This is a genomic window from Amaricoccus sp. B4 (assembly GCF_043226085.1).
Classification (GTDB): domain Bacteria; phylum Pseudomonadota; class Alphaproteobacteria; order Rhodobacterales; family Rhodobacteraceae; genus Amaricoccus.
In genome coordinates, this window is sequence record NZ_CP171225.1 from 1,238,281 (window position 1) to 1,250,022 (window position 11,742).

The 11,742-nt window shown below is 70.1% G+C and carries 12 protein-coding genes and 1 tRNA gene; 9 read left to right on the plus strand and 4 right to left on the minus strand.

Features of this window, described 5'->3' with window-relative positions; all coding sequences use genetic code 11:
• Positions 1–153 precede the first annotated feature (153 nt).
• From ACF66B_RS05935 to ACF66B_RS05970, 8 genes are all read left to right on the plus strand, one after another.
• Entirely contained in the window at positions 154–807 is a 654-nt protein-coding gene (locus ACF66B_RS05935) for an ABC transporter ATP-binding protein (RefSeq protein ID WP_111431651.1), read from the plus strand.
• Positions 804–3,242, plus strand: coding sequence for an ABC transporter permease (locus ACF66B_RS05940; protein WP_111431650.1), 2,439 nt, complete (start codon positions 804–806; stop codon positions 3,240–3,242). Before ACF66B_RS05935 ends, ACF66B_RS05940 begins: the two co-directional genes overlap by 4 nt.
• Positions 3,232–4,296 (plus strand): lipocalin-like domain-containing protein, encoded by a 1,065-nt coding sequence (locus ACF66B_RS05945; RefSeq protein WP_111431649.1) that lies wholly within the window; start codon positions 3,232–3,234, stop codon positions 4,294–4,296. Before ACF66B_RS05940 ends, ACF66B_RS05945 begins: the two co-directional genes overlap by 11 nt.
• Before the next feature lie 15 nt (positions 4,297–4,311).
• Positions 4,312–4,710, plus strand: coding sequence for a DUF2237 domain-containing protein (locus ACF66B_RS05950; RefSeq protein ID WP_111431648.1), 399 nt, complete (start codon positions 4,312–4,314; stop codon positions 4,708–4,710).
• Positions 4,711–4,794: 84 nt separating this feature from the next.
• Positions 4,795–5,472, plus strand: coding sequence for a MotA/TolQ/ExbB proton channel family protein (locus tag ACF66B_RS05955; protein ID WP_392664346.1), 678 nt, complete (start codon positions 4,795–4,797; stop codon positions 5,470–5,472).
• Positions 5,473–5,484: 12 nt separating this feature from the next.
• Positions 5,485–5,880: a biopolymer transporter ExbD gene (locus ACF66B_RS05960; protein ID WP_111431646.1), complete on the plus strand. Its 396-nt coding sequence runs from the start codon at positions 5,485–5,487 to the stop codon at positions 5,878–5,880.
• Entirely contained in the window at positions 5,877–6,254 is a 378-nt protein-coding gene (locus ACF66B_RS05965; protein ID WP_111431645.1) for a biopolymer transporter ExbD, read from the plus strand. Before ACF66B_RS05960 ends, ACF66B_RS05965 begins: the two co-directional genes overlap by 4 nt.
• Complete coding sequence (locus tag ACF66B_RS05970) at positions 6,251–6,997, plus strand: TonB family protein (RefSeq protein ID WP_111431644.1); 747 nt, start codon at positions 6,251–6,253, stop codon at positions 6,995–6,997. Before ACF66B_RS05965 ends, ACF66B_RS05970 begins: the two co-directional genes overlap by 4 nt.
• Before the next feature lie 411 nt (positions 6,998–7,408).
• On the opposite strand, the gene ACF66B_RS05975 is transcribed toward ACF66B_RS05970, so the two are convergent.
• From ACF66B_RS05975 to ACF66B_RS05985, 3 genes are all read right to left on the minus strand, one after another.
• A tRNA-Phe gene (locus tag ACF66B_RS05975) sits at positions 7,409–7,483 on the minus strand.
• Between the two features lie 96 nt (positions 7,484–7,579).
• Positions 7,580–8,806 (minus strand): FAD-dependent monooxygenase, encoded by a 1,227-nt coding sequence (locus ACF66B_RS05980; RefSeq protein WP_111431643.1) that lies wholly within the window; start codon positions 8,804–8,806, stop codon positions 7,580–7,582.
• A gap of 797 nt (positions 8,807–9,603) precedes the next feature.
• Entirely contained in the window at positions 9,604–10,437 is an 834-nt protein-coding gene (locus ACF66B_RS05985) for an IS5 family transposase (RefSeq protein WP_111432154.1), read from the minus strand.
• A gap of 115 nt (positions 10,438–10,552) precedes the next feature.
• Here ACF66B_RS05985 and ACF66B_RS05990 point away from each other — a divergent pair, with 115 nt between their 5' ends.
• On the plus strand, positions 10,553–11,068 hold the full coding sequence (locus ACF66B_RS05990) for a hypothetical protein (RefSeq protein ID WP_162683435.1): 516 nt from the start codon (positions 10,553–10,555) through the stop codon (positions 11,066–11,068).
• Between the two features lie 96 nt (positions 11,069–11,164).
• Here the strand turns inward: ACF66B_RS05990 and ACF66B_RS05995 are convergent, their stop codons facing one another.
• Positions 11,165–11,737: a GrpB family protein gene (locus ACF66B_RS05995; RefSeq protein ID WP_111431802.1), complete on the minus strand. Its 573-nt coding sequence runs from the start codon at positions 11,735–11,737 to the stop codon at positions 11,165–11,167.
• Between the last annotated feature and the right edge of the window lie 5 nt (positions 11,738–11,742).

The following is an 11,742-nucleotide window of genomic DNA, read 5'->3' on the forward strand; positions in this document are numbered from 1 at the left end:
GCCCCCTCACCGGCGGCGGCCTTGGCCCGGCGGGAGCGGTGCGACGCGGGTCAGCCTCCAGCGGCCGTTTCGCGACAAACCACCTGATGCGACCGTGATTTTTCGCGCAGCGGTTTTGCTCTAGATGTGGAGCCGGACCAGGCAGGGCGGCGCATGCTGGAAGTCATCGATGTCTCGAAATCCTATCCGGCACCGGGGGGCTCCCTTCCGGTGCTGCGCGGCGTCTCGCTCAGGCTCGAGGCCGGGCGCTCGCTGGCGCTGACCGGGGAATCGGGCTCGGGCAAGAGCACGCTGCTCCATCTGGTTGCAGGTCTCGACAGCGCCGATGGCGGCGCGATCCGGGTGGGCGGCGCCGAGGTTACCGGCGCGGGCGACGCCGCGCGGGCCCGGTTGCGGCGCGAGACGATCGGGCTGGTCTTCCAGCAGTTCAACCTCATCCCGAGCCTCGATGTCGCGGCCAATCTTGCCTTTCAGGCCCGCCTTGCCGGGCGGCACGACCCGGCCTGGCAGGCGGAGCTCGTCGAGCGGCTGGGGCTCGGGGCGCTGCTTTCGCGCTATCCCGAACAGCTCTCGGGCGGGCAGCAGCAGCGGGTGGCGATCGGCCGCGCGCTCGGGGCCCGGCCGGGGCTGATCCTGGCCGACGAGCCCACCGGCAATCTGGACGAGGAGACGAGCGAGCGGGTGGTGGCGCTGCTGCTCGACTGCGTTGCGGCCAGCGGTGCCGCGCTCCTGATGGTGACGCACGAGACGCGGCTCGCCGCCCTGCTCGACCGGCATCTGGTGCTGCGCCACGGGCGGGCGGCGTGACGGGGCTTCTGGTTCTCGGCGCGCTGGCGGGGCACTGGCGGCGGCACCGGCTCGAGCTTGCGGCACTTTTCGTGGGGCTTGCGGTGGCGACCGCGCTCTGGAGCGGGGTGCAGGCGCTGAACGCGGAGGCGCGCGCGAGCTATGCCGAGGCCGGGGCGATGCTCGCCGCCGACCGGCTGGCGGCGGTCCGGGCGCAGGACGGCGGGCTTTTCCCGCGCGCGGATTACGTCGCGTTGCGCCGGGCGGGCTGGGATGTCTCGCCGGTGCTCGAGGGCAGCTGGCGGCGGGGCGACCTGCGGCTCCGCATCGTCGGGATCGACCCGCTCACCCTGCCCCGGCAGGCCAGCGCGGGCACGGACGGCGGGTTCGAGGGCGCGGAGAACTTCGTGGCCTTCGTGCGCCCGCCCTGGCGCGCTCTGGCCGCCGCGAGCACGGTCGCGCGGCTCGAGGGTGTCGAGGGGCTGCCGCCGCTCGAGGTTTCGGCGACACTCCCCCCCGGCACGCTGCTCGTCGATATCGGCGCGGCGGAGGCGCTCCTCGGCACGGAGGGCGCGCTCTCGCGCCTCACGCTCGCGCCGGAGGCGGCCGGGCGGCGCCTGCCGCCGGATCTGGCGGGGCATCTGCGCGTCGAGCCACCCGGCGAGGGCGCGGCGGAGACCGAGCGGCTGACCGAGAGCTTTCATCTCAACCTCACCGCCTTCGGGTTCCTGAGCTATATCGTCGGGCTCTTCATCGTCTATTCCGCCGCGGGGCTCGCCTTCGAGGAGCGCCGGCCGATGATCCGCACGCTCCGGGCCTGCGGGGTGCCGGCCCGTCTGCTCGGCGCGGCGCTCCTCGCCGAGATCGTCGTCATCGCCCTCGCCGCGGGGCTTGCGGGAACGGTCGTGGGCTATGTCATCGCCGCGGCGCTGCTGCCGGATGTGGCCGCGAGCCTTGGCGGGCTCTACGGCGCGCAGGTGGCGGGAAGCCTGAGCCTTTCGCCCTCCTGGTGGCTCGCGGGGCTCGGCATGAGCGTCCTCGGCGCGCTCGGCGCCTCGGCGGCAAGCCTCTGGCGGACCTGGCGCCTGCCGCTGCTGGCCGCAGCGCGGCCGGAGGCCTGGCTCGGCGCGGAGCGGCGGCGGCACCGGCTCCAGCTTGGCGCCGCCGCCCTCCTCGCGCTCGGCACGCTCGGGCTCCTCCTCCTCGGCACGGGGCTTCTGGCGGGTTTCGCCGCGATGGCCGGGCTGCTGCTCGCCGCGGCCCTGGCGCTGCCGCCGCTCCTCGGCGCGATCCTGCGGCATGGCGCGGCGCGGGCGCGGCATCCGGTGGTGCAATGGGCCTGGGCCGACAGCCGCCAGGAGCTTCCCGGCCTCTCGCTCGCGCTCATGGCGCTGCTGCTTGCGCTCGCGGTCAATCTCGGGGTCGGCACCATGGTCGGGAGCTTCCGCGAGACCTTCACCCGCTATCTCGATCAGCGGCTGGCGCAGGAGATCTATGTCCGCGCCGCGGATGGTGCGCAGGCCGAGGCGGTGGCGGACTGGCTCGCGGCGCGGCCCGGCGTCACCGCCGTGCTGCCCTTCTGGCAGGCCGAGACCCGGATGGCAGGGCGGCCCGCGGAGGTGAACGGCTATGACGCTCACGCGACCTACCGGGAGAACTGGCCGCTTCTCGAAGCGCGTCCGGGCGCCTGGGACGACGTGGCGGCGGGCCGCGCGGTCTTCGTCTCCGAACAGCTCGCCCGGCGCGGCGGCATCGGCCTCGGCGAGACCATCGACATCCCGACGCCCGCCGGCCCCTGGCGGGTGGCGGTCGCGGGCATCCATCCCGATTACGGCAATCCCGGAGGCCAGATCATCACCGCGCGCGAAGAGGTCGGGCGGCACTGGGCGGAGGCGGACCGCACACGGGTGGGCGCGCGCGCCGATCCCGCCGCGGTGCCGGAGATCCTCGCCGCGCTGCGCGGGACCTTCGGGCTCGGGCCGGAGCAGGCCTACGATCAGGCGGCGGTGAAGGCCGCCTCGCTCGCGATCTTCGACAAGACCTTCGCGGTCACCGTGGCGCTCAACGGGCTCACGCTGGCGGTGGCGGGGGTGGCGCTCCTGACGAACCTGCTGACGCTTGCCAATGCCCGCCTCGGGCGGCTCGCGCCGGTCTGGGCGGCGGGGCTGACGCCGGCCGCGCTCGCCCGGATCGAGGCGGTGCGGATCGTGGCGCTCGGCGGGCTGACGGCGCTTGCCGCGCTGCCGCTGGGCCAAGCGGTGGCCTGGATGCTGACGGCGGTCGTCAATGTGCGCGCCTTCGGCTGGCGGCTGCCGGTGGAGATCTTTCCGGGCCAGTGGGCGAGCGTCATGGGGCTCGCGCTCGCGACCGCCGCCCTCGCCGCGCTCTGGCCCGCCTGGCGGCTGGCGCGTTCCTCGCCGCTGGCGCTGATGCGGAGGTTCAGCAATGAGCGCTAGGATCTGGCTCGCGGCCCTTGCCCTGCTCGCCGCAACACCCGCCGCGCCGCAGGGCTATGCCGGGCTTGCGACCGATGCGGAGGGCTATGCCGCCGTCACCGCCCCGGCCCGGCTCGCCTTTCCGCGCGATCACGGGCCGCACCCCGCCTTCCGCATCGAGTGGTGGTATCTGACCGCGACGCTCGAGGATGCCGAGGGCCGGGAGTGGGGCGCGCAATGGACGCTCTTCCGCCAGTCGCTCGCGCCGGGGCCCGATCCCGGCGGCTGGGAGAGCACGCAGGTCTGGCTCGCCCATGCCGCCGTCACCGGCGCGGACACCCACCGCACCGCCGAGACCTATGCCCGCGGCGGCATCGGCCAGGCGGGCGTGACGCTCGGCCCCTTCCGCGCCTGGATCGACGACTGGGAGATGGCCGCCGCCCCCGCGCCGGGCGATGCGCTCGCCGACATCACGGTGACGGCGCAGGGCGCGGATTTCGGCTACAGCCTCCATGCCGTCACCGAGGCGCCGCCGGTGCCGCAGGGCGAGGACGGCTTTTCGGTGAAGTCGGACGTCGGCCAGGCCTCCTACTACTACAGCCAGCCCTTCTACCGCGTTGCGGGCACGCTCGAGATCGACGGGCGCAGGATCCCGGTCACCGGCCGCGGCTGGCTCGATCGCGAATGGTCGAGCCAGCCGCTCGCCGCCGGGCAGGAGGGCTGGGACTGGTTCTCGCTCGCCCTCGACAGCGGCGCCCGGGTGATGCTCTATGCCATGCGCAATGCCGACGGCAGCGCGCATGTCTCCGGCACCTGGATCGACGCGGAGAGCAGGCCGCACCCGCTCGCGCCCGGCGACATCTCGATGCGCCCCGTGGGATACAGCCAGGTTGCGGGCCGCGAGATCCCCACCGCCTGGCATCTCGAGGTGCCGCGCTTCGAGCTCGCGGTGGACACGGAGCCCCTCAATGCGCATAGCTGGATGGACACGAGCTTCGCCTACTGGGAGGGCCCGATCCGCCTTTCCGGCAGCCATGCGGGACGGGGCTATCTGGAGATGACCGGCTACGACTAAGAGGGGGATGGGCCGATGCGAGACGACCAGGAGGCAAGCCTCAACGTCTATGGCGAACGGCTGAAGCCCTGCGCCTTCGACCCGATGACGGGTTTCTACCGCGACGGATGCTGCAACACCGGGCCGGAGGATCGCGGGCGGCATGTGATCTGCGTGCGGATAACGGCGGAGTTCCTCGCCTTCTCGCGCGCCCGCGGCAACGATCTCAGCACGCCGCGGCCCGAGTTCGGCTTCGAGGGCCTGCGCGAGGGCGACCGCTGGTGCCTCTGCGCCGAGCGCTGGAAGGAGGCCTGGGAGGCGGGGGCCGCGCCGAAGGTGATCCTCGCGAGCACGCATCTTTCGGCGCTGCGCATCGTGCCACTCGATGTGCTCGAGCAGCACGCCATGCCGGCGCGGCGGCCGACGCGGCATTGACGCGCGGCCGATGAGCGGTCAGAGGAAGGCCCGGAATGGCGGGGCCGGCGGGCGCCCCGTCCGGTCATGCGGGGGAGGTTCCTGATGGAGGAGAGCCTGACGGGTTTCGGCCCTGCCGGTCTCGGGCGCGCCGCGGCCTTCATCGCGGCGGGCGGGCCGGTGATGTGGGCGATCGCGGCGCTTTCCGTCGTGACCCTCGCCCTCGTTCTCTGGAAGGTCTGGCGGCTCGCGCTGGTCGGCGCTTGGTCGAAGGGCGTGGCCCGGCGGGCGGTCTATGCCGCCCGCGCCGGGCGGCTCGACGAGGCCGAGCGGATGGTGGCGGGGCGCCGCGGGCTGCGCTCGCGCGTGGTCTGTGCGGCGCTCCGCGCCCGCAAGGGCTTCGGCGACGCCGCGGCACGCGAGGAGACCGAGCGCGTCGCCAAGGCCGAGCTCGCAGGCGCGGCGCAGGGCCTGCGCGCGCTCGAGCTCATCGCGACGGTCGCGCCGCTTCTGGGGCTTCTCGGCACCGTTCTCGGCATGATCGCCGCCTTCCGTGCGCTCGAGGCAAGCGGGGCGAGCGCCGATCCGGCGGTGCTGGCGGGGGGCATCTGGGAGGCGCTGCTGACCACCGCGGCGGGCATGACGGTGGCGATCCCCGCCCAGGCCGCGCTCGTCTGGTTCGAGAGCGTGATCGACCGGCTGCGGCAGGACATGGAGGACGCGGCCACCCAGGTCTTCCTCGCGCCGGCCCATCCGATCCACCGGCCCTACGCCGCGCAGTAGGGGCCGGGCGGGATGAAGATCGCCGCGCCCGCCCGCCGCCACCGGCGCCTCGCGCTCGCGCCGATGATCGACGTGGTGTTCCTGCTCATGGTCTTCTTCATGCTGGCCGCGCGTTTCGGGGCCGAGGCGGTGCTGCCGCTGATGCCGGGCGGAACGGCGGCGGGCGCGGGCTGGTCCGGGCCGCCGCGGCTTGTCGACATCCGGCCCGGCGGGCTCGCGCTCAACGGGGCCGAGACCGATCTCGCGGCGCTGCCCGGGCGGCTCGCGCCGCTCATGGCGGACCCCGGCGATCCGGTGGTGCTGCGGCCGCGCGATGGCGCGGACGTGCAGCGGCTGGTGGATGTGGCCGGGGCGCTGCGCGCCGCGGGGATCGGCACGCTGCTCGTCGTGGAGGCTGCGCCGCAATGAACTTCTCCCCGCCCCCCCGGCGCACGCCCCGCGAGGCGATCGTGCCGATGATCAACGTCGTCTTCCTGCTGCTGATCTTCTTCCTGATGACGGCGCGGATCGCGCCGCCCGATCCGTTCGGGGCCCACCCGCCCCGGGCCGCGGAGGGCGGCGAGCCGCAGGGCCAGCGCGTGCTCCACATCGCCGAGGACGGGCGGATGGCCCTTGGCGGGCTGACCGGCGCGGCGGCGCTCGACGCGCTTTCCGAGACGGGTGACGAACCGGTGCGGGTCCGCGCCGATGGCGGGCTCGCGGCGGCCGATCTCGCGCGGATCCTGCGCGAGATCGCGGCCCGCGGCGCCGGCCCGGCCGAGCTCACGGTGATCCGGCCATGAACCGTCTTGCGGAAGCGGCGGTCTTCGCCGCCCTTGCGCTCGGCCTGCACCTTGCGCTGGCGCTCGCCCTCACGCAGGACCGGCCCGGCAGCCCGGCGGCCGGCACCGGCGGCGCGGCAGCACCCGTGGCGCTCGCGGCGGCGCCACCGCAGATCGCCGCGCTCGTCGAGGCCTGGGACACGCCGCCCGCACCCGAGACGGGCCCGGCGGCCGAACCTGCCGCTCCATCGGCGGCGGCAGCAGCGGAGCCCATGCCGGATCTCCCCGCCGCACCGCCGCTGCCATCAAGCCGCCCCGACCGCCCCGAGGCTCCGGAGGCGGAGGCGCGACCCGAGCCCCCCTCGCCGGAAACCGCGCGCAAGCCCGCCCCGCCGCGCGCCGCCTCTGCGCCCGCCGCCGCCCCGGCGCAGGGCTCCGGCGGCCGCGCCGGCAACGGCGCCCCGGCTTCGGCCACGGAACAGGCGCGGGCCGCGGAGATCTGGTTCGGCGAGATCCGGGCGCGGGTTGCGGCGCGGCGCATGGTGCCGCGCCGGGTGAGCGCCCCCGCCACGGTCTGGGTGCGCCTGACGGTCTCCCGCTCCGGCGCGCTGCTCGCGCACGCGGTGCAGACCTCCTCGGGCAATGCCGCCTACGACCGGGTGGCGCTTGCCTCGGTCGAGCGCGCCGGACGCTTTCCGCCCGCGCCCGCGGCGCTCGCCGGCAGCCAGTTCACCTTCGCCCTCCCGATCCGCTTCGCGCCCTGACCGGCCGGAGCGCCAAGCTGGCACGGTCCTCGCGGGCGGAGGCGCCGCAGTTCCTGGGGCGAGGTGACGGGCGGACGCCGAGCGAGGTCGGTATGGACCATCTATCCGCGCTTCCCGCGACGGTGCGCCTTGCCGGTTCGGAGGCGCTGACCAAGAAGGCCAGGGAAGAGCCGCTCCGGCCGAACCGGCGTGAGCAGGCCGCGAAATGGCCAGACCGGCAGGGTGGAAATCCGGGGGCGGATGCCCTGCCCTCCTTGTCTCCTGCGACCTGTCGGGGGGAGAGTGTGCGGCATTCAGCCTGGCGCCCGCAGCATCGGAACGGCCGTGTGTTCAAGGGAAGGCCTTGCACGGGCGATCCGCAGGCGAACCAGTCGCGCTGCACCACAATGCTCTGATAAGATCTTGATATTGTGGTGCCCGGGGGCGGATTTGAACCACCGACACGCGGATTTTCAATCCGCTGCTCTACCCCTGAGCTACCCGGGCCCGTGGCGCCCGGCGTCTGTCCGGTGCGTCACGTTGGCGGCGTGAGTAAGACAGATGCGCAGTGCTGTCCAGAGGAAAAAAGCAGAAATCCGGCACTCAGAGCGGCTGGCCGCGCAGGAGGCGCGGGAGGTCTCCCGCGATGCCCGCCGCCTCGCGAATGAGGCCGCGGCGCAGCGCCGGAAGCCGGTTCACGAGGCCGAGCCCGAGGTCGCGGCCGAGGCGCAGGAGCGGGTTGTCGTTGGAGAAAAGCCGGTTGATGCCGTCGGTCGCGCCGACGAGCAGCGCGGTGTCGAAACGGCGCCAGCGCTGGTAGGTCTCGAGCGTGTCGGCGGCACCGATATCCTGGCCGCGGCGGAAGGCCTCGGCCAGAACCTCGGCGAGGGCGGCGACATCGCGGAGGCCCAGATTGAGCCCCTGCCCGGCGAGCGGGTGGATGCCGTGCGCCGCATCGCCCACCAGCACGATGCGCGGCGCGGTGAAGCTTTCGGCGAGCGAGAGGCCGAGCGGGTAGGAAAACCTCGCACCGGCCAGCGCGATCTCGCCGAGGAAATCGCCGAAGCGGGGGCGGAGCGCGGCGAGATAGCCCGGCGCATCGAGGGCGGAGATCGCCTCGGCGGCCGCGCGGTTCTCGCTCCAGACGATCGAGGAGCGGTTGCCGGGCAGCGGCAGGATGGCGAGCGGGCCCGGCGGCATGAAGAACTGGTGGGCGATGCCGTGGTGCGGGCGTTCGTGTTCGATGGCACAGACGAGCGCGGTCTGGCGGTAATCCCAGCCCATGCGCCCGATGCCCGCGCGGGTGGCGACCTGGCTCTGGCGGCCGTCGCAACCGGCGAGCACGCGGGCGGAGAGGCTCGATCCGTCCTCGAGCGTGACCGAGACGCCCGTGCCGGCGGGTGTCTGGCCGGTGACGCGGGTGGCGTCGCGGACCTCGATCAGCGGGCTTGCCTCCATCGCCGCCATCAGGGCCCGGCGGAGGTAGCGATCCTCGAGGATGTGGCCCATCGGGCCCTCGTCGATCTCGGCACTGTCGAAATGCAGGAAGAGGGGCGAGGCGCCCTCGCCCGCGCGGCCGTCGCTGATCTTGATCTCCTCGATCGGCTGGGCCTCGTCACGGACCGTGGCCCAGATCCCGAGGGCCTCCAGCATGCGGCGCGAGGAGAGCGACAGCGCGTAGGCGCGGCCGTCGAAATCGGAAGCCTCGCGCGGGGCCCGGGGCTGGGCGTCGAGCACGATGCTCGAGAGGCCTGCCGAGGCCAGCGCGATGGCCAGGGCGGGGCCGTTCAGCCCGCCGCCCACAATCAGAACGTCGCAATCGTCTCTCATGTCTTCGGACCTACTCCGCTGCCGCGGGCTTGTCCATCATCGAGCGCCGGCAGGAGAACCTTCACGGTGAAAATCCGCGCAACTTATTGAAATATCTGAGATGGGTCTTTGGAGGCCGGGCGGGAGCGCCGCGCGGGATGCGCGGCGGCGATTGCCCGGCCCGTTGGCCGGACAGCACTCTCCCCCGCCTGTTGGCGGGGCCCGGAGTCTGCCCGATAGGGTTTCTGCCAGTATGAAACCTGTGGCAGGGTGCGGGATGTCTATCCCGATCTCAACGACACCCGCCCCCGTGAGATCTTGAGCAGGGACACAACATGCTTCACTCAATTCGGCACGACTGAAATGGACGGCAACCCGAGTTTCGTGCGTAATATGTGAGAGAGAAAAGAATTGCGCCAAGGACCATTTGAAGAATGCATTTTCGAGGTTGGCCATGCCTCTTTGTGATCTTCCTTTTCTTGGCGACGGATCATGCCGCCGCGGAGCACCCCGGCTTGCCCGACCAAGACGAAACAACGAACCTAAATGGAACTTCCTCGATCACACCCCAATTCGAGACCGATGGGAGTTCATTGCCCGATACCCCGGTGTCTCACGACACCCCAAAGCTAGACGGACCCGCAAGTCCGGCTGAAGAATCCGGCACGCCCACTGATCCGGTGGAAGTGGGCGAATCCGTGAACTACGCCTTCCTCGGGGACACGTGGGCGAACTGGATCGGCGCGGTTACCGGGTTCGCAGCGCTCTTAGTCAGTATCCGTGCTCTTTATCTTCTCAGAGCCTGATTCAAAACTCAGTCAAACATAGCAATACCTTGCGAGGCGCCTGGTTGTGAGACGGATATGGGCGATGTTGATCCAGGCCTCGGCGGAGGCGACGGATTTCTCCCAATCTTTGGCGAGACGGCGGCATCGACCGAGCCAGGCGAAGGTCCGTTCAACGACCCAGCGGCGTGGCAAGACCTCGAAGCCGTCTGCGGTGTCAGAGCGCTTGATGATCTCGACCGTCCACTCGCCCATGTGTCTGAGCGCGCCGCGCAGCTTCGGTCCGGCATAGCCCCCGTCGGCGAAGATGTGACGGAGCCAGGGACAGGCATGGCGGATCGTCCTGAGCACCGCCGGCGCCCCGTCCCGATCCTGGATATCGGCGGAATGAACGACTACTCCGAAGAGCAGGCCCAAGGTGTCCACGACAATATGGCGCTTGCGCCCCTTGACCTTCTTGCCGGCATCGAAACCGGAAATCCCCCCGCTTTCAGTGGTTTTCACGGTTTGGGAGTCGATCACGCCCGCGCTCGGACTGGCTTCCCGCCCCTCCAGGTCCCGGGTCTCCATCGTCAGCGCGAAACGGATCGTCTGCAGCAGGCCGCTGTCACGCCAGTCGTAGAAATAGCCCTGCACCGTCGAGACCGGAGGAAACTCCTTCGGCAGCATACGCCACTGACACCCCGTGGAAGCGATGTAGAGCAACGCATTCATCACTTCGCGCAGATCCGTCGTGCGCGGGCGACCGAGGCGGCTCGGCGGTGGCAGGAAAGGTTCGATCAACGCCCATTCCCGATCCAACAGGTCGCTTGCATAACGCGGGCATTCCCGCCGATACTCCCGTCGAGCGGCTTCAGTCCAGGGCATTGTCGGCTCCATTCAGCGTGCAAACCGAACGGAACCACAACCAACTGAAGACGCTCAACTCTTTTCCGGGTGGGCTCTCAGGGGCACCCTTCGGGCAACTCAAGATACGGTGCAGGTGACACGCGAAATCGGCCAAAAACAGGTCAGAGCATACCTGAGCATTCAATCATTCGAGATAAAAGTCGCGTTTAAAATAAATCTATTGGGCAAGATAACCATCAAGAATACAGGTGCCAGCGTTGCACAGAATGTACGCATTTCCTTGCACGTTTGGCTGCCGAAAGTGCAGTCCCCCGACTTGGATGCGTGGGTTTGGATAGAGTTTCCCGATATTCAGAGCGGAGAAACAACCGAGGGGAGCGATTACCATCATCCAATAATAAACATGCTTCATATTAAGGACGAAAACCCAGCCACTGGCACATACGTGGCTTTTATTGATACATGTATATTCTATGAAGATGTATTTGGAACAAAATGTACACGTTTTTATGAGTTTCTTCTTCAAAAACCATACACCAACGACCTCACAAATTTTTCAAGTATTTTAAGAATTCATGAGAACAAAAATCGTAGGAATAGCGAGATTGAGAACCATAAAATTAAATACATAGATAAATACGGTGAGTAAAATTAGCAATAATCAAGGATTCTGCCAACAAAAATTAAGACAGACCATTGTTCCAACGTGAAACTTGGAGCAGGCAGCGAAACCCACAGGCAAAGCCTACGCCCCGGCCGCTTCCTTCCGTGTGCGGGCGAGGATTTCCCTGATGAAGGCGCCTTTGGCGCGGGCGTAGGCGGCGCGGTCCGTCGTGTGGGTCCGGGCGGCCTCGCGTTTCAGGGCGGCGTAGGCGGCGGCATCCTCCGGGTGGCTGCGGAGGTGATCGCGGAAGGTCACGCGGTCCCAGTAGGGCGAGCCGGGCGGGGTCATGTGGATGTGATGCGTGCGCTTGCCCGTGGCATCGCGGCGGATGAACCAGGCATAGGCGATGTCGGGATCGCCGGGCGAGGTGGGGCGCCAGAAGAATTCGTAGCCGTCGCGGGCGAGGCGCGGCGCGATGCGGCTGCGCACGGTTTCGAGGTCGGGCACCTCGACCATGAGATCGACAATGGGCTTGGCGGCGAGGCCGGGGACGGCTGTGCTGCCGATGTGTTCGATCCGGCCGATGAGACCGTCGAGGCTGGCGCGGAGCCGCGCGGCCTCTTCCTCGAAGCGGCGCGGCCAGGCCGGGTCGTAGTCGGCGATCTCGATCTTCTCGGCGCGCGCCCGCCGCACGAAGGCTGGCAGCCGGACCATGGAGG

Excerpts from the sequence above, each read along its gene's own strand:
- ACF66B_RS05995 (WP_111431802.1), bottom strand. The coding sequence starts at position 11,737 with ATGGTCCGGCTGCCAGCCTTCGTGCGGCGGGCGCGCGCCGAGAAGATC.
- ACF66B_RS05985 (WP_111432154.1), bottom strand. The coding sequence starts at position 10,437 with ATGCCCTGGACTGAAGCCGCTCGACGGGAGTATCGGCGGGAATGCCCG.
- ACF66B_RS05980 (WP_111431643.1), bottom strand. The coding sequence starts at position 8,806 with ATGAGAGACGATTGCGACGTTCTGATTGTGGGCGGCGGGCTGAACGGC.
- ACF66B_RS05955 (WP_392664346.1), top strand. The coding sequence starts at position 4,795 with ATGGAGGAGAGCCTGACGGGTTTCGGCCCTGCCGGTCTCGGGCGCGCC.
- ACF66B_RS05935 (WP_111431651.1), top strand. The coding sequence starts at position 154 with ATGCTGGAAGTCATCGATGTCTCGAAATCCTATCCGGCACCGGGGGGC.
- ACF66B_RS05965 (WP_111431645.1), top strand. The coding sequence starts at position 5,877 with ATGAACTTCTCCCCGCCCCCCCGGCGCACGCCCCGCGAGGCGATCGTG.
- ACF66B_RS05950 (WP_111431648.1), top strand. The coding sequence starts at position 4,312 with ATGCGAGACGACCAGGAGGCAAGCCTCAACGTCTATGGCGAACGGCTG.
- ACF66B_RS05945 (WP_111431649.1), top strand. The coding sequence starts at position 3,232 with ATGAGCGCTAGGATCTGGCTCGCGGCCCTTGCCCTGCTCGCCGCAACA.
- ACF66B_RS05970 (WP_111431644.1), top strand. The coding sequence starts at position 6,251 with ATGAACCGTCTTGCGGAAGCGGCGGTCTTCGCCGCCCTTGCGCTCGGC.
- ACF66B_RS05960 (WP_111431646.1), top strand. The coding sequence starts at position 5,485 with ATGAAGATCGCCGCGCCCGCCCGCCGCCACCGGCGCCTCGCGCTCGCG.